Origin of the sequence: Streptomyces sp. JJ38, assembly GCF_019303475.1 — a bacterium.
In the GTDB taxonomy this organism is placed as follows: domain Bacteria; phylum Actinomycetota; class Actinomycetes; order Streptomycetales; family Streptomycetaceae; genus Streptomyces.
On sequence record NZ_JABLSI010000008.1, the window covers coordinates 57,660 to 75,935 of the forward strand.

Here is an 18,276-nt window from a genome sequence, read left to right on the forward strand (position 1 = left end):
CACGCCCGGGTCTGCCGTCCGAGGCGCCCCTCGGGGCGCGTCAGCAGCGCGACGGCCCCTCGCCGTTCCGGAGTTTCCGGGAGGCGGGGGGCCGTTCCGCGTGGTGCGCCGACGCGCCGTGCGGGCTCAGATCAGGCCGAGGCCGCGGACGGCGTCCCGCTCCTCCGCCAGCTCCTTGACCGAGGCGTCGATGCGGGCGCGCGAGAACTCGTTGACGTCCAGGCCCTGGACGATCTGGTACTCGCCGTTGGCGCAGGTGACGGGGAAGGAGGAGATGAGGCCCTCCGGCACGCCGTAGGAGCCGTCCGACGGGATGCCCATGGACGTCCAGTCGCCCTCGGCGGTGCCGTTGACCCAGGTGTGGACGTGGTCGATGGCGGCGTTCGCGGCCGAGGCGGCCGAGGAGGCGCCCCGGGCCTCGATGATGGCCGCACCGCGCTTGGCGACGGTCGGGATGAACTCGTCGGCCAGCCACTTCTCGTCGTTCACCGTCTCGGCGGCGTTCTTGCCCGCGACCTCCGCGTGGAAGATGTCCGGGTACTGCGTGGCCGAGTGGTTGCCCCAGATCGTGAGCTTGCGGATCTCGGAGACCGGGGCACCGGTCTTCTTGGCGAGCTGGCTCAGCGCGCGGTTGTGGTCGAGGCGGGTCATCGCGGTGAACCGCTCGGCCGGCACGTCCGGGGCGGCGGCCTGGGCGATGAGGGCGTTGGTGTTGGCCGGGTTGCCGACGACGAGGACCTTGACGTCGTCCGCGGCGTGGTCGTTGATGGCCTTGCCCTGCGGCTTGAAGATGCCGCCGTTGGCCTCCAGCAGGTCACCGCGCTCCATGCCCTTGGTACGCGGGCGGGCGCCTACGAGCAGGCCGACGTTCGCGCCGTCGAAGGCGACGTTCGGGTCATCGGTGATGTCGATGCCCTGGAGCAGCGGGAACGCGCAGTCGTCCAGCTCCATGGCCGTGCCCTCGGCCGCGCCGAGCGCGGGGGTGATCTCCAGGAGGCGCAGTTTGACCGGGACGTCCGGACCCAGCAGGTGGCCGGAGGCGATACGGAAGAGCAGCGCGTAGCCGATCTGGCCGGCGGCTCCGGTGACGGTGACATTGACGGCGTTGCGGGTCATGGCGGTCTCCGTTGAACCTGACGATGGCGCCTGGACCTCTGGACCAGGGAAGTCTCTCTACATCAAGAGACCCTGCGTCAGGCTATCGCGCCCGCCCGCGGCGACACACGGTGGGCAGCCGCCCCGGCGGGAGGGGGACGCGGGGCGGCTGCCCAGGGCGCGGTGGGCGCCTGTGGGGGGTGACGGTCTTGTGCCCCGTCCGCGGTGTCCTATGCACGCCGTTTTCCACTCAGCGGAACATCCGGCCCCGACCCGCTCAGCGGAGCGTGCAGCCCTGCACGTCGCCCGCGCGCTCCACGCAGATCTGCACCGACTCCGGGTCCCCGGCCGCGACCATCATGGTGTAGCCCTCGGTGCTGTCACCGAGATCCTCCGCGGCCTCGTCGCCCCCGTCCGTCGTGATGGTGAGGGTGTCCCCGGGCCGGGCCGCGCCGATCCGCGCCCAGGCGGCCTCGCAGACCTCGCTGTAGCGCACCTCGACGTACGCGGTGCCGATCATCGCGTCGGACGTCGTCGCCGCGTACTGCCCGCCGCAGCCCATCAGTTCGGGGTCCTCGCCGGAGCAGTCCGCGCCGGTGCACTTGACGCCCTCGGGCAGGGCGGGCGCCGTCGGGCCGGGCGGCGGCGTGGGCTCGGCGGCGGCCTCGTCCCCACCGCCGGGCAGGCCCAGGAAGAAGAAGCCCCCGGCCACCACACCCAGCGCGCACAGCCCGCCCACGAGCAGCATCGCCGCCCTGCGGCCCCCTGACGGGCGGTTCGCCTCCCGGGGCACCGGACGCGTGGCGGCGGTGGCGGGCTGTCCGGCCCACGGGGCGGGAGGCGGCCCGGACGCCGAGGCGGCGGGCCGGGGCGCGGCGGGACCCGGCTCCCGCGCCGGGAAGCCGTCCGGGGCTTCCGGCCTGGCTCCGCCGAAGGGCACCGGGCCGGGCGGCGGGGGCTCGGGGGGCGCCGGCCGGGCGGTGGCGCTCTTCTGCCGCTTGCGGCCCGCCGCCGCGGCCTTCGAGCCGGCGGCCTTGGCCTCGGCGGCCTCCAGTGCCTCCCGTGCCTGGGCTATGCGGATGGCCTCCATCGTCATGTCGTGCCGCATCTCGGCCCGGCTCCAGGCCCGTTCGGCCAGCTCCCACAGCGTGGCGAGGTGCCTCACGTCGGTGTCCGTGACCTCGGCCAGGGCCGAGATCGCGCCCTGCGGGGGCAACAGCCGACCGCCGAGGTAGCGCTCCCAGGACGTCTTGCTGTACCCGGTCTTGTCCGCCAGCGAGGAGAGGCTCAGCCCGCTGCGGTCCACGAGTCGGCGCATCTGCTCGGCGAAGTCGCGAATCTCCGGGTCCAGTTCCTCCGGTAGCGGCTTCCAGCGCGGCATGCCGATAACCCTCCCTCGTCCCCGGACGTGCTGTTGTCGAACCGCGTGCGTCGCCCCGTTGGCCACTCGGCCGGGGCACGAACATCTGAACAGTGTGCCACCCGCCGGATTCGGACCGGTACGCCCGCACCGGTTCCACGCGCGGGAGGCCCGCGGCGGTTCCCGTCCGGCGATCCGGCTATCGGACGAGGTAGCGGATCAGGTCCTCCAGGAACGGAAGTTCCAGCCAGGGCCGCGGCTGCGCCATGAGGGCCAGGACGGTGATGAGCCCGCCGAGCAGCCCGTACGTCAGCACGTCGGTGAAGCGGGAGCGGACCGCCAGCATGCCCACGTTCGGCATCAGCCAGCGCAGCAGGCTCCCGGCCAGCAGTGAGCCGCCGACGAGGAGGAGCCCCGCGCGCATCTCCGCGAGCACGATCAGCAGCCCGGCCACCGTTCCGGCCAGCACGGCCAGCAGCGGCCACTGCCGGTAGGGCGCGGGCGCGCCCCCCGGGGCCGCCCGGCCGCCGCCCTCGGGGCGGGCGGTGTCACGGGTGAACACCGGGAAGCGCCGGGAGCCGCGGCGCGGGGCCGCGGGGTTCGTGGGGTCCGCTCCCATGGCTCAGCCCGCGAGCCGCTCGGCGGCGTCCACGACGTTGGCCAGCAGCATCGCGCGCGTCATCGGGCCGACGCCGCCCGGGTTCGGGGAGAGCCATCCGGCCGTCTCGGCCACGCCGGGGTGGACGTCACCGGCGATCTTGCCGTTCTCGTCGCGGCTCACGCCGACGTCGAGGACCGCGGCGCCGGGGCGGACGTCCTCGGGCTTGATCAGGTGCGGTACACCGGCGGCGGCCACCACGATGTCCGCGTTGCGCAGGTGCGCGGCCAAATCCCGGGTGCCGGTGTGGCACTGGGTCACGGTGGCGTTCTCGGAGCGGCGCGTCAGCAGCAGCGGCAGCGAGCGGCCCACCGTGATACCCCGGCCGACGACGACGACCTCCGCGCCCTTGATCTCGACGTCGTGGCGGCGCAGCAGCTCGATGATGCCGTTGGGCGTGCACGGCAGGGGGGCCGGAACGCCCAGGACGAGCCGGCCGAGGTTGACGGGGTGCAGCCCGTCGGCGTCCTTGTCCGGGTCCATGAGCTCCAGCACCCGGTTGGTGTCGATGCCCTTCGGCAGCGGGAGCTGCACGATGTAGCCGGTGCACTCCGGGGCCTCGTTCAGCTCGCGGACGACGGCCTCGATCTCCTCCTGCGTGGCCGTCGCCGGCAGCTCGCGCTGGATGGAGGCGATGCCCACCTCGGCGCAGTCGCGGTGCTTGCCCGCCACGTACTTGTGGCTGGCCGGGTCGTCGCCCACCAGCACGGTGCCGAGCCCGGGCCGGACGCCCCTGGCTGCCAGGGCCTCGACCCGGGTGGCGATGTCGGACTTGATGGCGGCCGCGGTGGCCTTGCCGTCGAGAATCTGCGCGCTCATGCCCCCATCCTCCCGGATGGCGGGCCCCGGGCTCCAATCCGGCCCTGCCGGATAAGAGCTTCGTCACGGTCGGGCACCGTGGTGGGCACCGCGCTGGACACCTCATACGAAAGCACAAGATGATTGCGGCGTGCTGTGAGCCGACGAGGGGCGGCTGCGGGGGTCGGCACAGAGCAAGGGGAGGCCCCGTCTCGCCACTCGGAACCGGACTCGCGGCCTGCCCGGTGTCCGTTCGCCGCGCACCGCAGACCGTCCGATCCCGTCAGAGGAAGACCGCCGTGAGCGACCCGAGTCAGCACAATCCCTACGGCCAGCCGCCCCCGTACGGCTACCCGCAGCCGCCGCAGCCCGGCCCGACGGGCCCCGGCTATCCGCAGTACCCCGGCGGTCCCGGCGGCATGATGCCGATGCGCATGTCCATGCCGGGCCTGGTGGTCACCGCCCGCGTGCTGCTCTTCGTCGCCGGCGGCCTGTGGGCCCTCAGCATGGTGTTCGGCCTGATCATGATGCTCGCCGCCGCGGACATCGAGGACGACCCGGACTTCGTCGTGGCCGAATCCGACGTGGTCGTCTTCGGCGTCGTCGTCTTGCTCGTCGGAGTCGCGCTGGCCGCCCTGCACATCGTGTCCGCGTCGATGTTCGGCAAGGGCCGCACCGGTGTCCGGGTGATGGGCATCATCACCGCCTCCCTGAATCTGATCATCGGCGGGTTCAGCCTGATCGGCTCGCTCGCGCAGACGGGGGCGCCGGGCGGGATCCTCATCACCCTGTTGTGGGTGATCACGGCCCTGTTGACCGTGATCTTCCTCTCCCTCCGCCCGGCCGGTGAGTGGTTCAACCGGCCCCAGCACTGAGGAGCCCGGCCGGGCCCCGGCGGCTTACCGCCGGGGGCCCTGCCCGGCGCCCGGAGTCGGCCAGCGGCGGTGGACGAGCCACACCGTGACGGCGAGGACGCTGCCCGTCGCGCCCACCAGGCCGAGAGCGGTGCTCAGCCCCGAGGTGGAGGAGTGTCCGGCCGCCGCCCCGTCTCCGGCCGCCGCCGCGTCCGTCGGCTCGCCGTGCCCCGCCGGCTCCAGGCCGTCCGCCGCGGGCTGCCGCGCGCTGAGCGGCGGCACCAGCTCGCCGACCGGCTCCACCGCGTCCGCCGCGGCGAAGCCCCAGTCGAAGAGCATCGCCGTCTCCTCGTAGACGCGGTTGCGGCCCTCCTTCTGGTGATCGGGGTGCATGACGGTCACCAGCAGCGTCCGGTCGCCCCGCTCGGCGACGCCGGTGAAGGTGTAACCGGCATGGGTGGTGTAGCCGTTCTTCACCCCGGCCAGGCCCTCGTACGGTTCCAGCGAACCGGCGCCGCGCAGCAGCCGGTTGGTGGTCTGGATCTGGTAGTGGGTCCGCTTGGGCCCGTCGGCCTTGCCGCCCTGCTCGCCGTCCTCGCCGTTCCCGCCGTCGTCGTCCTGCTCTTCCTCGTTCTCGCCGTCCTTCTTCTCGTCCTCGTCCTCGAAGGCACCGGGGAACGTGGCCGTCGTGGTCGCCGCGTAGGCCCGGAAGTCCGGCTTCTGCATGCCCGAGCGGGCGATCAGCGTCAGGTCGTAGGCGGAGGACGTCTGACCGTCCGCGTCGTAGCCGTCCGGGCTGACGACATGGGTGTCCTTCGCGCCCAACTCCGCGGCGCGCTCGTTCATCTCGCGCACCGTCTTCTCCAGCCCGCCGTTCATCGCTGCCAGCGTGTGCACGGCGTCGTTGCCCGACGCCAGGAAGACGCCGTTCCACAGGTCGTGGACGGTGTACGCGTGGTCCTCCTTCACCCCGACCGCGCTCGACCCCTCGCCCAGTTCCGCCAGGTCCTCAGGCCGGACGGTGTAGCTCGTCTCGGCCTCGAAGCCCGGCTTGCCTATGAGGGTGTCGGCGAACAGCATCTTGAGCGTCGACGCGGGGGCCAGCGGCCAGTGCGCGTTGTGCGCGGCCAGGACCTCACCGGTCTCGGCGTCGGCCACGATCCAGGCGCGGGCGGTCAACTTCTTCGGCAGCGCCGGCGCCTTCGCGCCGGGCTTCGGGTCGACCTGGGTGCCGGGGAGCCCGAGCCGTTCCCCGCCCACGGTGGACATGCGCTTCGGCGGTCTCGGCTTCTCCTCGTCGGCCACCGCGGAGGTGCCCGTGAGGAGGGCCGGAAGCAGGACGGCGGCAGCCACCGCGGAGCGTGCGGTGGAGCGACGGGTGACGCGCCGAGCGGTATGAAGAATCCAGTCCACGAGGGGAACGTACAGCGTGTGGGGGCTCCCTGTTAGCCCAGGGGCCGCACTTGGGTGACGTGCGCCGGACGCACCCGTTCGGGTGAGGTTCAGGGGTTTCGGATGTGGTTGAGGAGGCGTCAGGCCTGTCGGCTCGCCAGCTCGACGACGGTGATGTCCGGCTCGGCCCCCACCCGTACCGGCGGCCCCCAGGCCCCGGCGCCGCGCGTGACGTAGAGCTGGGTGTCGCCGTAGCGCTCCAGACCGGCCACCGTCGGGTTGGCGAGGTCGGCCAGGAGGTTGCCCGGCCACATCTGCCCGCCGTGGGTGTGCCCGGAGAGCTGGAGGTCCACGCCGTGCTCGACGGCGTCGTGGATCACCACCGGCTGGTGCGCGAGCAGCACCGAGGCCCGGGCGGGGTCGCGGTCGCCCAGCGCCGCCGCGAAGTCGGGGCCGTCGCCGTAACTCTCGCCCGCGACGTCGTTGACGCCGGCCAGGTCGAACCCCGGCAGCTCCACGCGGGCGTTCTCCAGGGGGCGCAGACCCAGCTCGCGGACGTGGTCCACCCACTGCTCGGCGCCGGAGAAGTACTCGTGGTTGCCCGTGACGAAGTAGGCCCCGTCGCGCGAGCGCAGGCGGGCCAGCGGCTCGGCGGCGTCCCCCAGGTGGGCGACGGAGCCGTCCACCAGATCACCCACGACGGCGACGGCGTCCACGTCCGCGCCGTTGATCAGGTCCACGATGCGCCGGGTGTGGGCCCGCCCGAGGATGGGCCCGATGTGGATGTCGCTCACCACGGCGATCCGGTAGCCGTGGGCCGCGCGCGGCAGCCTGGCCAGCGGTACCCGCACGCGCTTGAGCCGCGGCCCGACGGCCAGCACGCTGTGCGCGCCGTAACCGACCGTGCCCGTGGCCACCAGCCCGGCCGTGAGGGCGGCGGCCCGGGCCACGAACAGCCGCCGCGACGGATCGGGCGCGCCGCCCTCCGCCGTCCGCGCCGCCTCGTCCCGGCCCGCCGTGACGGGTGTCGCCTCGCCGGGTGTCGTCGCGTGGGGGTCCGCGTCGCTGGGGTCCGCGTCGTGCCCGGCCGTCTGTGGTTCCAAGACGTCCGGCAGCGGCCGTCCCGCCCCGCCCACCGCGTCCGCGCCGCCGCCCGGCAGGCCGCCCGACACGCCCACCGGCTCGCGCCGGGGCTCGGGGGCGGTGACGGGCCGGGTACGCCGCGCCGCACGCCGGGCGAGCAGCCGCCGGGCCAGCGGGCGCACCGGCTCCAGGACGAGGAGCGTCAGCAGCAGGTAGACGAGGAGCGCGAACCACAGGAAGCCCGGCCAGGCGAGCGCCTGCTGCACCCCGAAGGGCGCCTCGGCCCGCCCCGCCACCTGCGCGCCCACGGCCAGCAGTGGGAGCAGCACGGCCAGCGCCGTCCCCGCCCGCCGGTACCCGCCGCCCGGCCGGGACACGTCGCGCACCAGCCGGCGCCACAGGTAGTAGTGCACGGCCCCCAGCACGCCGACGACCAGCACGAGGAACACGATGATCATGTGATGCTCTTCCCGCCCCTGTTCTCCGCTATTCCCCGGCCGTGTCCCGGCCCGGCCCCCCGCGGCGCAGTGCCCGCAGCCCCCGCCAGCCGAGCACCCCGATGGCCGTGCCGAGCCCGAAGGACACCACGGCCAGGGTGAGGTGCACCCAGAAGTACCCCGTCGGGTCACCCGCGTCGTCGAAGGCCAGCCCGCTGCCGTCCTTCCACAGGTTGCGCACGAACGTGGTCCACACCAGCCACGACCACGCCCCGAACGCCAGCAGGAACCAGGACACCGGGCGGGAGAGCTTCATGGTTCAAGTATGCGGGGAACCGTTCGAAAGCGTCCCGCGGCCCCCGCGGCGGCCGTGATCACGAGCCGGTCCCACGGCAGGGGGACGCGGCCTACTCCGCGTCGAGCCGGTGTTCGGCCCAGACGTAGGTCTCGGGCAGCAGCTCGCTGACGGCGGCCGACCGCAGGCGGTCGCCGTTGCCGACGATGACCCTGAGGGCGGGGAAGTAGTCGAGGAGGACCTGGCGGCAGCGGCCGCACGGCGGGATGACGCCGCGGTCGCGGTCGCCCACGGCGACCATCGTGTCCAGCTCGTAGACGCCCTGGCCGGCCGCCGCGCCGATGACGACCAGCTCCGCGCAGGGGCCGCCCGTGAAGTGGTAGGCGTTCACCGCGGTGACGATCCGCCCGTCCCGGGCGCGGGCCGCGGCCGCCACGGTGTGGTGGTCGCCCCGGCAGCGCGCGCGGGCGACATCGGCCGCTGCCTGGACGAGCTCGTGGTCGACAGGGTGGGACTGCGTCGTCATCCTCTTCGCCTTCGTCGGGTGTCAGACGACGGTGGCCCGGCTGCCGACGGTTCGCAAGCGGATATCGGCGGCGGGCCGCTCGCGTGCGCCGCCACGTGGCGGCGTCGCCGACCCTTGCCGTACCGCGTGGTCTGGACCAAACTCCCGTCATGGAGCTGGAGCTGCGCCATCTGAGGACGATCCACGCCATCGCCGAGGCGGGCAGCCTGACGAAGGCCGCCTCCGCGCTGGGAGTGGCCCAACCGGCCCTGAGCGCACAGCTCAAGCGCGTCGAGCGGATGCTCGGCGGGCGGCTGTTCGAGCGTTCGCGGCAGGGCGTGCGGCCGACGGCGCTGGGCGAGCTGGTCCTGCACCGCACCCGGGTCGTCCTGCCGGCCGTCAACGAACTGCAGGACGAGGCGGTGCGGTTCGCCCGCGGCGGGTGCTCCGGCGCCGGGTACCGGCTCGGTGGCACGCACGGGCCGCTGCTGGGCTGCCTGGTGGACCGGCTGGTCTCGGCTCTCCCCGGGGTGCCGGTCACGACGCAGACGTCGTGGTCGGAGCGGGAGATCGCGGATGACGTCGGTCGGGGGCGGCTGGACTTCGCACTGATCGGCACCTGTGGGGAGAGCCAACCGCCCGCCACCGAGCGGCTCGTGTGGCGGGAGGTGGGCGTCGACGCCGTGTTCGTCATGCTGGTCCACGACCACCCCCTCGCGGCGCGCGAGCAGGTGGCGCTCGCGGACCTCGCCCACGCCGCCTGGGTCGACGTGCCCGGTGACGGCTGCTTCGCCGAGTGCTTCGCCGCCGCGTGCGCCCGCGCGGGTTTCACCCCGGCCTCCGTGTACGAGACGGACACGGCATCGTGCGTGCATCTGGTGCAGGTCGGCCGCGCCGTCGGCCTGTGCCGGGCCACCTTCCCGCCGACGCCCGGCATCGTCACCCGGCCGCTGGAGGGAACGCCGTTGCGCTGGCGGCATCTTCTGGGCTGGCACCCGGACGCACAGGAGGCGGGGACCGCCGACGCGGTCCTCCGCCACGCCCGCGCCGCCCACGCCGAGGCGACGATCCGCGCCGCGGGCTCGGCCGTTCATCCATAACGCGGGGGAGGGGGCGAACTGACCTCTCCTTTTCTTGACGTGCGCACGCCTACGGTTTCGGCACCCCCCAGAAACCGAGGAGAGTGTCATGCTCCACAGAACGCTCAAGGGCGCCTGTGCGGCCGTGTTCACGGCCGGCGTCCTTGTCCTGGCCGGACAGCCGGGCGTCGCCGCGGCCGATCCCGCGCCGCTCGAAGCCCCGGCCGCGCCCGCCCCCGCACCCGGGCTGCTCAAGGCGCTCCAGCGCGATCTCGGGCTCACACCCGCTCAGGCCGAGCAGCGGCTGGCCGCCGAAAGCCGGGCCACGGCGGACGCGTCCGCCCTGCGCGCCGCGCTCGGTCCCGACTTCGCCGGCGCGTGGCTCAACGAGGACGGCGGGGACGACGTCCGGCTCACCGTCGCCACCAGCGACGCCGACGAGGCCGGGAGGATCGAGGCGACGGGCGCACGGGCCAGGGTCGTCCCGCACTCGCTGGCCGAACTCGACGCTGCCAAGACCGCGTTGGACCGGGCCGCCGCCGAAAGGGCCCCGCAGGCCGCCCGCGTCTGGTACGTCGACGTCACCGCGAACTCCGTCGTCGTCCACTCCCCGCGGCCCGAACAGGCCCGCGCGTTCGTCTCCGCCAGCGGTGCGGACGCCGGCCTCGTACGCGTCGTCGCCTCTGACGAACAGCCCCGCCCGCTCTACGACCTGCGCGGCGGTGACGCCTACTACATGGGCTCCAGCGGCCGCTGCTCCGTCGGCTTCCCGGTGACGCGGGGCACGCAGCACGGCTTCGCCACCGCGGGCCACTGCGGCCGGGCCGGGACGAGCACGTCCGGCTACAACCGGGTGGCGCAGGGCTCCTTCCAGGGCTCCTCGTTCCCCGGCAACGACTACGCCTGGGTCGCCGTCAACTCCAGCTGGACGGCCACGCCGTACGTCAAGGGCTCCGGCGGCCAGAACATCCAGGTCACCGGCTCCACCCAGGCCCCCGTCGGCGCCTCCATCTGCCGTTCCGGCTCGACGACCGGCTGGCACTGCGGCACGATCCAGCAGCACAACACCAGCGTCACGTACCCCGAGGGCACGATCTCCGGCGTCACCCGCACGAGCGTGTGCGCCGAGCCCGGCGACTCCGGCGGCTCGTACATCTCCGGCACCCAGGCCCAGGGCGTCACCTCCGGCGGCTCCGGCAACTGCCGCACCGGCGGGACGACCTACCACCAGCCGATCAACGAGATCCTCCAGGCCTACGGCCTGACCCTGAAGACGACCACCGACCCCGGAGACCCGGGCGACCCCGGTGACCCGGGTGACCCGGGCGGGACCTGGGCACCCGGCACAAACTACGCGGCCGGTGACCAGGTGACGTACGGCTCGGCCACCTACCGCTGCCTCCAGGGGCACCGCTCCCAGACCGGCTGGGAGCCCCCGAACGTCCCCGCGTTGTGGCAGCGCCTGTAGACCCCGTCTGACGGGGGGCTGCCGACGGCCGGGCCGCATATGGGGATGCGGCCCGGCCGTCCCGTACCCGTCCGTCCGGTCAGGGCTCGCAGGTCAGGCCGTTCCGCGGGACCTCGCCGCGGGCCAGGTACGCGTTGACCGTGTCCTGGACGCAGGAGCTGGCGAAGTAGGCACCGTGTCCCTCGCCGTCGAAGGTGACCAGGACGCCGACGTCCTCGCCCAGCTCCTTCGCCATGCGCTCGGCGCCCTCCACCGGTGTGGCCGGGTCGCCCGTGGTTCCGACGACGACGATGGGCGCGGCGCCCTCCGCACTGACCTCCGGGTCCTCGCGCTCACCCGGAACGGGCCAGCCCGCGCACCAGCCCGCCGTGTCCCAGGCCAGGAAGGGCCCGAAGACGGGGGAGATCTTCTCGAACTCCGGCAGGACGGCCTTGGCGTCGGCCATGGTCGGCCTGCTGCTGTCGTCGGCGCAGGAGACGGCACGCTGGGCGTGTGAGCTGGCCTCGAAACGGCCCTCGGCGTCCCGCCCGTGGTAGTTGTCGGACAAGGCCAGCAGCCGGTCTCCGCGGCCGTTCTCCGCCTCTTCGAGCGCTTCCTCCAGCGCCGGCCAGCTGGACTGGCTGTACAGCGGGGTGACCAGGCCGTACAGGGCCTGCCCCTCGGTGAGCTCACGTCCGCCGGAGGTGGGCAGCGGGTCCTTGTCGATCCGCTCGAGCAGCGCGGTGATGCGCTTCGTGCCCTTCGTGGGGTCCTCGCCGGTGCTGCGGAGGTAGTTCTCCAGCGCCCGCTGGAAGCCGAGGGCCTGGTTCTTCGCGTGGGCGACGGACCCGGCCGTCGGGTCCACGGCGGCGTCCAGCACCATCCGGCCGACGTTCTCGGGGAACAGGTGGGCGTAGGTGCCACCCAGCGAGGTGCCGTAGGAGAAGCCGAGGTAGTTCAGCTTCTCGTCGCCGAGGAGGTGCCGCATGAGATCCATGTCGCGCGCGGCGTCACTCGTGCCCACGTGCGGCAGTACCTTGCCGGCCTTCCGGTCACAGTCGGCGCTGAGGGCCTTGGCGTCGTCGAGGAACTCCTTCTCCTCGGCGGCGGTGTCCGGGGTGAGGTCCAGGTTCAGCGCCTTCTCGATCTCCGCGTCGCTCTGGCACCGCACCTTCGAGCTGCGCCCGACGCCGCGCGGGTCGAAGCTCACCAGGTCGTAGAAGCTGTTGAGGGTGGAGAACGTGCGCTCCGAGTTCGGCAGCGTGGCCACTCCGGAGCCGCCGGGGCCGCCGAAGTTGAACAGCAGGGAACCGATGCGCCGGTCATCCTCGGTGGCCCTGGTGCGGATGAGCGCGATGTCGAGGGTCTCGCCGTCGGGCTTGTCGTAGTCCAGCGGCGCCTTCATGTCGGCGCACTCCCACCGGTCGGCGAGCTCCGGGCGGCCCGGAGCGGGGGAACCGCACCCCTCCCAGGACAGCTTCTGCCCGGTCAGCGCCTCGGGGAGGGGCGGCGGGTTCCCGGCGGGCTTCGAGGGCTGCTTCGACGGGGTGGCGGACGCGGACGGCGCGGCGTCGGAGCGTGCCGAGTCGTCGCCTTCGCCGCTGCACCCGGCCAGCGCGGTCAGCGCCAGCGCCGTCGCGGCGGCGACCGCGGCGGCCCTTCGGCGCGCCCCTTCGGTCCTGGTCTGGAACATTTGTGCCCCCCCGTTCGGCGTCACGGTCAGTGGCGGGCCATCCTAGGGCTTCCGTTCGGCCGACGCCTGGCCGCGAGGTCGCCGACGGCCGCCGGTTCCGTGCGTGGAACCTCCCTGAGCNGAGCCCCGGGAGTGCGGCTCGGACCCGCGCGGGGCCCGGGGGCGGGTCAGAGCGCCTGCGCCTCGTCGTAGAGGTTGCGGGCGTCGTCACCGAAGTACGGGCCGAACATGGTGTCCGGCCAGAACACGTAGCCGAAGCTGTTCACCGACGTCTGCAGGCCGGTGCCGGTCGCCTCGTCGAAGTCGGTCAGCCAGGGGCCGCCGCTGGAGCCGCCGGTCATGTCGCAGGACAGCCCGTGGTCGCGGGAGAGGAAGAAGTCCCGGAAGCTGGTGCCGCTGCAGTAGGTGAACGTCTCGCCGTCGTAGGGGTCGGCGGCCGGGAAGCCGAAGGCGTACATCTCCCGGTTGTAGCCGCTGTTGAACGACAGTCCCTGACCGCCGACGACGTCGGTGAGCCGCTGCCCGTCCAGTTCGCTGACGACGGCGGCGCCGACGTCGTAGTTGATGTCCTCGCTCGCCGTCCACTGCGGGGTGGCGAGGGTGGCCTCGGCCGCCCACCGGCCGTAGGGGGCCTGGCCGTCGTGGTATCCGGGCACGAACACCCAGTTGGTGTGCCAGGCGCCGTCCATCTTCACGCAGTGCCCCGCCGTCATGACGGTGCTGCCGTTGGCGCTGTTGACGGCGTTGCCGGAACAGGAGGCGTCGCGGCCCTGGTAGGTGAAGAACACCCGGCCGCCGGTGGTGGCGATCTCCCCGCCGCCCGTCCAGGGGGCGCCGCCCTCGGGGAAGGCCAGGGTGCCGATGTCCGAGGGGGAGGTGGCCGGGGCCACCGGTGTGACGGTGCTGGCGTGTCCCTCCGGGGCGCGGGCCTCGGCGGCCGTGCCGCGCTGGTCGGCGCGGCCGGACGCCAGCTGGTCCAGCGGTACGGCGTCGCGCATGCGGTCCGCCGTCCAGTAGCCGCGGACCCGCTGCCGGGCGGCGGTGGTGCCGGCCGCGACGTGGACGGCCGGGTGGACGTCCACGTCGGGAGCGTCGACGTCGGGTGCGCCGACGGTGTGGGAGTCCACGTCGGGCGCGTCCGCGGCGTGGGCGTCGACGTCGGGTGCGCTGGCGCTGGGAGCGTCCACGTCGGGCGCGTCGCCGGCGGCGGCCGGCGTGGCCAGCGCCCCGCCGGCGATCAGGGCTCCGACGGCGACGAGGGTGCCCAGGAGGGATCGAGGGGTTCGTCTCACGCTGACTACTCCTTCTGCGACAGCCGCGCGGTGTGCGCACGGTCGGTGGGGACCGGTTGGCGGGATCGGCTTTCCGGGCAGACGAGTTGAGCGGTCTGGACGTAGCAGCCTGCCACCGGGGGCGATGTTTGTCAGGCCCGTGTCAACGACTGGCTGAAACGTTTCCCTGCGCCTCGTGAACCCCGGGTGTCACACGTCGCGAGCGGACGGTGCGGCCCCTCGCGTAAATCACTGGTCTCCTCCGGGCCGTCCGGCCAGACTGCGCGGGTGACGTTCAACGCCAGCCTCCACGCCCATGCCGATCACCCCATCGCGGCTCCGCTGAGCGAGGTGAACACCGACCGGCTGCTGCGCCGGGCCGTGCGGGGACGGGCGCGGCCCCGGCTGCTCGACCTCGGCTGCGGTCAGGGCGTGTGGCTGCACCGCGCCCTCACCGCGTTCCCGCGGGCCCGCGCCGCGGGGGTCGACATCGACGGGCGGGCCCTCGCGCTCGCCCGCGCCGAGGCCGAGGCCCTCGGCGTCACCGACCGGCTGACGCTGCACGAGACGCCCGCCGCCGAGTTCCGCACCGGCGAGGGGGGCGACGAGCCGTACGACGTCGTCCTGTGCGTCGGTGCCACGCACGCCTTCGGCGGGCTTCTGCCCACGTTGGAGGCCGCGCGCCGCCATCTCGCCCCCGGCGGGGTCGCCGTCGTCGGAGAGGGGTTCTGGGAGCGTGAGCCGGACGCCGCCACGCTCGACGGACTCGGTGCCACGCGGGATGAGTTCGGCGACCTCCCCGGGACCGTCGCACGCGTCACCGAGGCGGGCTGGGCACCCGTCCACGGACACACGAGCACGTTGGAGGAGTGGGACGAGTACGAGTGGTCCTGGACGGGCTCCCTCACCCGCTGGGCGCTCGACCACCCCGAGGACCCGCACAGCGCCGAGGCCCTGCGCCGGGCCGCCGCGCACCGGGACGGCTGGCTGAACGGCTACCGCGGCACGCTCGGCTTCGTCACCCTCGTCCTGCGCCCGGTGCCCTCTCCGGCGGGCTGACCGCCTCCGGCCGCCTCCCAGTGCTCCACGACACGGGCGTGCGCCGCGCCCAGGGCCGCCATCGACGACGGGCGCCAGGCGTACCCCAGCGGCGTCGCCAGGGGCACGGCGCGGCCGTCGGCGCGGACCGCCACCACGCGGTGCACGGCGCCGTCCCAGCGGTGCGTCAGCTCCACCGTGACGTCGGTGACCTCCGGCCAGGGCGCGAACCGGCGGCGCACCGCGAGCCCGCCGCGCGTGCGCACCCCGCGGGCGTCCACGACGGTGACGGCACCGGCCCGGTGCAGCAGCATCGGCAGCACGGCGCTCATGCCCCACGCCGTGGCCCCCAGCGGGCGGTCCGCGGCGTGGTCGGCGTCGGCCGAGACGAACCCGCACCACCCCAGCGCGGCCATGACGACCACGACCCCGGCCCAGGCGTACAGCCGCCCCCGCCGCGGATGGCGGTACGTGACCGGCCTTGGCGGCCGCTCCCGTCCCCCGGTGCGGACCAGCAGCACGCCCGCCAGCACGATCAACACGACGCCCGCCAGACCGGTCGTCTTCCGTCCCGTCGGCTGTGTCATACCGACTGACCCCCTCACGCTCCCCGCGTCAAGGAGATCACATACCGGTCGGGTTCCGCTGGAAATAACCCGGGGGTCGTGTTCCACCCCACAGTGGAACACGACCCCCGGGTAAGGGACTTCACGCCGGGAGGGGCTCACCCGCCCCCGGCGGCGGCGGTCAGTAGCGACGCGTGATCAGCGCGCGCTTGACCTCCTGGATCGCCTTGGTGACCTCGATACCGCGCGGGCAGGCGTCCGTGCAGTTGAACGTGGTGCGGCAACGCCACACGCCGTCCCGGTCGTTGAGGATCTCCAGCCGCTGCTCCCCGGCGTCGTCACGCGAGTCGAAGATGAAGCGGTGCGCGTTGACGATGGCCGCCGGGCCGAAGTACTGACCGTCGTTCCAGAACACCGGGCAGGAGGAGGTGCAGGCGGCGCACAGGATGCACTTGGTGGTGTCGTCGAACCGCTCGCGGTCCTCCGCGCTCTGCAGCCGCTCGCGCGTCGGCTCGTTGCCCTCCGCCACGAGGAAGGGCATCACGTCCCGGTAGGCCTGGAAGAACGGCTCCATGTCGACCACCAGGTCCTTGAGCAGGGTGAGGCCCTTGATGGCCTCGATGGTGATCGGCTTGTCCGGGTTGATGTCCTTGATCAGCGTCTTGCACGCGAGCCGGTTGCGGCCGTTGATCCGCATGGCGTCCGAACCGCAGATGCCGTGCGCGCAGGAGCGGCGGAACGTCAGCGTCCCGTCCACCTCCCACTTGATCTTGTGAAGGGCGTCGAGGACACGCTCCTTCGGGTCGATCTCGATCGTGAAGTCCTCCCAGGTGGCCTCGGCCGAGACCTCCGGGTTGAACCGGCGGATGCGGAACGTCGCGGTGATGTACGGGGTGGCGTCCTTGACCTCGTCCGCCTTGTCCAGAGTGGGGGTGCTCATCAGTACTTACGCTCCATCGGCTGGTAGCGGGTCGTCACGACCGGCTTGTAGTCCAGCCGGATCGACTCGGTGCCGTCGTCGCCGACCTCGCGGTACGCCATGGTGTGGCGCATGAAGTTGACGTCGTCACGGTTCGGGTAGTCCTCGCGGTAGTGACCGCCGCGGGACTCCTTGCGGGCCAGCGCGGAGACCGCCGTCACCTCGGCCAGCTCCAGCAGGTTGCCCAGCTCGATGGCCTCCAGCAGGTCGGTGTTGAACCGCTTGCCCTTGTCCTGCACGCTGACGTTCTTGTACCGCTCGCGCAGCGCCGCGATGTCGTCCACGGCCTCCTTGAGCGTCTGCTCGGTGCGGAAGACCATGACGTTCTTGTCCATGGTCTCCTGGAGCGCCTTGCGGATGTCGGTGACCCGCTCGCTGCCCGTGGCGTCGCGCAGCCGCTCGACCTCGGTCACGACGAACTGCTCCGGGTCCTCCGGCAGCTCGACGAAGTCCGCCGTCGCGGCGTACTCGGCGGCGGCGATGCCCGCGCGGCGGCCGAACACGTTGATGTCCAGCAGCGAGTTGGTGCCCAGCCGGTTCGCGCCGTGCACCGAGACGCAGGCCACCTCGCCGGCCGCGTACAGGCCCGGCACGACGGTGGTGTTGTCCGCCAGCACCTCGCCCTGCACGTTGGTCGGGATGCCGCCCATGGCGTAGTGCGCGGTCGGCTGGATCGGGATCGGGTCCGTGTAGGGCTCGATGCCCAGGTACGTCCGCGCGAACTCCGTGATGTCGGGCAGCTTGGCGTCGAGCTGCTCCGGCGGCAGGTGCGTCAGGTCGAGGAAGACGTGGTCCCCCTCGGGGCCGCAGCCGCGCCCCTCGCGGATCTCGGTGTAGATCGAGCGGGAGACGACGTCACGGGAGGCGAGGTCCTTCATGACGGGCGCGTACTTCTCCATGAAGCGCTCGCCGTCCTTGTTGCGCAGGATGCCGCCCTCGCCGCGCGCACCCTCGGTGAGGAGGATGCCCATGCGCCAGATGCCGGTCGGGTGGAACTGGAAGAACTCCATGTCCTCCAGCGGCAGCCCGCGCCGGAACGCGGCGGCCTGCCCGTCACCGGTGAGGGTGTGGGCGTTGGAGGACACCTTGAAGAACTTGCCGTTGCCGCCCGAGGCGAAGATGACGGACTTCGCCTGGAAGACGTGCACCTCGCCGGTGGCCAGGTCGTAGGCCACGACACCGGCGGTGCGCTTGACGCCGTCCACCTCGCGCAGGAGGAGGTCCAGCACGTAGAACTCGTTGTAGAACTCCACGCCCTCCTTCACGCAGTTCTGGTACAGCGTCTGAAGGATCATGTGGCCGGTGCGGTCCGCCGCGTAGCAGGACCGGCGCACCGGCGCCTCGCCGTGGTTGCGGCTGTGACCGCCGAAGCGGCGCTGGTCGATGGTGCCGTCCGGGGTCCGGTTGAACGGCAGACCCATCTTCTCCAGGTCGAGGACGGCGTCGATGGCCTCCTTCGCCAGGATCTCGGCGGCGTCCTGGTCGACCAGGTAGTCACCGCCCTTGACCGTGTCGAAGGTGTGCCACTCCCAGTTGTCCTCCTCCACGTTCGCGAGGGCCGCGGCCATGCCGCCCTGGGCGGCGCCGGTGTGCGAACGCGTCGGATACAGCTTGGTGAGGACCGCGGTGCGGCAGCGCTTCGTCGACTCGATCGCCGCCCGCATGCCCGCGCCGCCGGCGCCGACGATGACGGTGTCGTACTTGTGGATCTTCATCAGCGGGTTAC

The 18,276-nt window shown here is 73.0% G+C and carries 17 protein-coding genes; 4 read left to right on the forward strand and 13 right to left on the reverse strand.

All coding sequences use genetic code 11. From position 1 onward, the window contains the following. Positions 1 to 126: 126 nt before the first annotated feature. The 4 genes from HPT28_RS05985 to HPT28_RS06000 form a co-directional block, all read right to left on the reverse strand. Positions 127 to 1,116: a malate dehydrogenase gene (locus tag HPT28_RS05985; protein WP_219089869.1), complete on the reverse strand. Its 990-nt coding sequence runs from the start codon at positions 1,114 to 1,116 to the stop codon at positions 127 to 129. 256 nt (positions 1,117 to 1,372) lie between these two features. After that, positions 1,373 to 2,476 (reverse strand): XRE family transcriptional regulator, encoded by a 1,104-nt coding sequence (locus HPT28_RS05990; RefSeq protein WP_219089870.1) that lies wholly within the window; start codon positions 2,474 to 2,476, stop codon positions 1,373 to 1,375. A gap of 178 nt (positions 2,477 to 2,654) precedes the next feature. Next, on the reverse strand, positions 2,655 to 3,074 hold the full coding sequence (locus HPT28_RS05995) for a DUF3017 domain-containing protein (RefSeq protein WP_219089871.1): 420 nt from the start codon (positions 3,072 to 3,074) through the stop codon (positions 2,655 to 2,657). 3 nt (positions 3,075 to 3,077) lie between these two features. Next, the gene (locus HPT28_RS06000) at positions 3,078 to 3,932 is read right to left on the reverse strand and encodes a bifunctional methylenetetrahydrofolate dehydrogenase/methenyltetrahydrofolate cyclohydrolase (protein WP_219089872.1); all 855 of its coding nucleotides are present in this window, start codon (positions 3,930 to 3,932) and stop codon (positions 3,078 to 3,080) included. Positions 3,933 to 4,210: 278 nt separating this feature from the next. On the opposite strand from HPT28_RS06000, the gene HPT28_RS06005 reads away from it, so the two are divergent. Next, positions 4,211 to 4,786 carry a hypothetical protein gene (locus tag HPT28_RS06005; protein WP_219089873.1) on the forward strand — a complete coding sequence of 192 codons (576 nt, stop codon included), beginning with the start codon at positions 4,211 to 4,213 and terminating at the stop codon, positions 4,784 to 4,786. Positions 4,787 to 4,810: 24 nt separating this feature from the next. On the opposite strand, the gene HPT28_RS06010 is transcribed toward HPT28_RS06005, so the two are convergent. The 4 genes from HPT28_RS06010 to HPT28_RS06025 all read right to left on the reverse strand — a co-directional run bounded on the left by HPT28_RS06010 (position 4,811) and on the right by HPT28_RS06025 (position 8,498). Continuing rightward, a complete protein-coding gene (locus tag HPT28_RS06010; protein WP_308119103.1) occupies positions 4,811 to 6,118 on the reverse strand; it encodes a D-alanyl-D-alanine carboxypeptidase in 1,308 nt (435 codons plus the stop codon). 179 nt (positions 6,119 to 6,297) lie between these two features. Beyond that, positions 6,298 to 7,698: a metallophosphoesterase gene (locus HPT28_RS06015; protein ID WP_219089874.1), complete on the reverse strand. Its 1,401-nt coding sequence runs from the start codon at positions 7,696 to 7,698 to the stop codon at positions 6,298 to 6,300. Positions 7,699 to 7,726: 28 nt separating this feature from the next. After that, positions 7,727 to 7,993 (reverse strand): SCO4848 family membrane protein, encoded by a 267-nt coding sequence (locus HPT28_RS06020; RefSeq protein WP_219089875.1) that lies wholly within the window; start codon positions 7,991 to 7,993, stop codon positions 7,727 to 7,729. 91 nt (positions 7,994 to 8,084) lie between these two features. Then, positions 8,085 to 8,498: a cytidine deaminase gene (locus HPT28_RS06025; RefSeq protein WP_219089876.1), complete on the reverse strand. Its 414-nt coding sequence runs from the start codon at positions 8,496 to 8,498 to the stop codon at positions 8,085 to 8,087. A 149-nt stretch (positions 8,499 to 8,647) separates the two neighbouring features. Between HPT28_RS06025 and HPT28_RS06030 the strand changes: the two genes are divergently transcribed. Together HPT28_RS06030 and HPT28_RS06035 are read left to right on the forward strand one after the other, a co-directional pair. Continuing rightward, entirely contained in the window at positions 8,648 to 9,577 is a 930-nt protein-coding gene (locus HPT28_RS06030; protein WP_219089877.1) for a LysR family transcriptional regulator, read from the forward strand. A gap of 88 nt (positions 9,578 to 9,665) precedes the next feature. After that, a complete protein-coding gene (locus HPT28_RS06035; protein ID WP_219089878.1) occupies positions 9,666 to 11,024 on the forward strand; it encodes an alpha-lytic protease prodomain-containing protein in 1,359 nt (452 codons plus the stop codon). Positions 11,025 to 11,103: 79 nt separating this feature from the next. Here HPT28_RS06035 and HPT28_RS06040 read toward each other — a convergent pair whose 3' ends face one another. Continuing rightward, positions 11,104 to 12,696 (reverse strand): alpha/beta hydrolase, encoded by a 1,593-nt coding sequence (locus HPT28_RS06040; RefSeq protein ID WP_219089879.1) that lies wholly within the window; start codon positions 12,694 to 12,696, stop codon positions 11,104 to 11,106. A 167-nt stretch (positions 12,697 to 12,863) separates the two neighbouring features. Then, positions 12,864 to 13,988: a peptidase gene (locus tag HPT28_RS06045; protein ID WP_374226924.1), complete on the reverse strand. Its 1,125-nt coding sequence runs from the start codon at positions 13,986 to 13,988 to the stop codon at positions 12,864 to 12,866. Between the two features lie 267 nt (positions 13,989 to 14,255). Here HPT28_RS06045 and HPT28_RS06050 point away from each other — a divergent pair, with 267 nt between their 5' ends. Then, positions 14,256 to 15,026: a cyclopropane-fatty-acyl-phospholipid synthase family protein gene (locus HPT28_RS06050; RefSeq protein WP_219089880.1), complete on the forward strand. Its 771-nt coding sequence runs from the start codon at positions 14,256 to 14,258 to the stop codon at positions 15,024 to 15,026. Here the strand turns inward: HPT28_RS06050 and HPT28_RS06055 are convergent. From HPT28_RS06055 to sdhA, 3 genes are all read right to left on the reverse strand, one after another. Further along, positions 14,963 to 15,592, reverse strand: a complete 630-nt coding sequence (locus HPT28_RS06055; RefSeq protein ID WP_219089881.1) for a PH domain-containing protein — start codon at positions 15,590 to 15,592, stop codon at positions 14,963 to 14,965. The two genes, HPT28_RS06050 and HPT28_RS06055, sit on opposite strands and share 64 nt — an antisense overlap. A 160-nt stretch (positions 15,593 to 15,752) precedes the next feature. Continuing rightward, on the reverse strand, positions 15,753 to 16,511 hold the full coding sequence (locus HPT28_RS06060) for a succinate dehydrogenase iron-sulfur subunit (protein WP_219089882.1): 759 nt from the start codon (positions 16,509 to 16,511) through the stop codon (positions 15,753 to 15,755). After that, complete coding sequence (gene sdhA / locus HPT28_RS06065; protein ID WP_219089883.1) at positions 16,511 to 18,265, reverse strand: succinate dehydrogenase flavoprotein subunit; 1,755 nt, start codon at positions 18,263 to 18,265, stop codon at positions 16,511 to 16,513. The genes HPT28_RS06060 and sdhA overlap by 1 nt, the downstream gene beginning before the upstream one ends. Positions 18,266 to 18,276 lie beyond the last annotated feature (11 nt).

Excerpts from the sequence above, each read along its gene's own strand:
- HPT28_RS05985 (WP_219089869.1), bottom strand. The coding sequence starts at position 1,116 with ATGACCCGCAACGCCGTCAATGTCACCGTCACCGGAGCCGCCGGCCAG.
- HPT28_RS05990 (WP_219089870.1), bottom strand. The coding sequence starts at position 2,476 with ATGCCGCGCTGGAAGCCGCTACCGGAGGAACTGGACCCGGAGATTCGC.
- HPT28_RS05995 (WP_219089871.1), bottom strand. The coding sequence starts at position 3,074 with ATGGGAGCGGACCCCACGAACCCCGCGGCCCCGCGCCGCGGCTCCCGG.
- HPT28_RS06000 (WP_219089872.1), bottom strand. The coding sequence starts at position 3,932 with ATGAGCGCGCAGATTCTCGACGGCAAGGCCACCGCGGCCGCCATCAAG.
- HPT28_RS06015 (WP_219089874.1), bottom strand. The coding sequence starts at position 7,698 with ATGATCATCGTGTTCCTCGTGCTGGTCGTCGGCGTGCTGGGGGCCGTG.
- HPT28_RS06020 (WP_219089875.1), bottom strand. The coding sequence starts at position 7,993 with ATGAAGCTCTCCCGCCCGGTGTCCTGGTTCCTGCTGGCGTTCGGGGCG.
- HPT28_RS06025 (WP_219089876.1), bottom strand. The coding sequence starts at position 8,498 with ATGACGACGCAGTCCCACCCTGTCGACCACGAGCTCGTCCAGGCAGCG.
- HPT28_RS06030 (WP_219089877.1), top strand. The coding sequence starts at position 8,648 with ATGGAGCTGGAGCTGCGCCATCTGAGGACGATCCACGCCATCGCCGAG.
- HPT28_RS06035 (WP_219089878.1), top strand. The coding sequence starts at position 9,666 with ATGCTCCACAGAACGCTCAAGGGCGCCTGTGCGGCCGTGTTCACGGCC.
- HPT28_RS06040 (WP_219089879.1), bottom strand. The coding sequence starts at position 12,696 with ATGTTCCAGACCAGGACCGAAGGGGCGCGCCGAAGGGCCGCCGCGGTC.
- HPT28_RS06055 (WP_219089881.1), bottom strand. The coding sequence starts at position 15,592 with ATGACACAGCCGACGGGACGGAAGACGACCGGTCTGGCGGGCGTCGTG.
- HPT28_RS06060 (WP_219089882.1), bottom strand. The coding sequence starts at position 16,511 with ATGAGCACCCCCACTCTGGACAAGGCGGACGAGGTCAAGGACGCCACC.
- sdhA (WP_219089883.1), bottom strand. The coding sequence starts at position 18,265 with ATGAAGATCCACAAGTACGACACCGTCATCGTCGGCGCCGGCGGCGCG.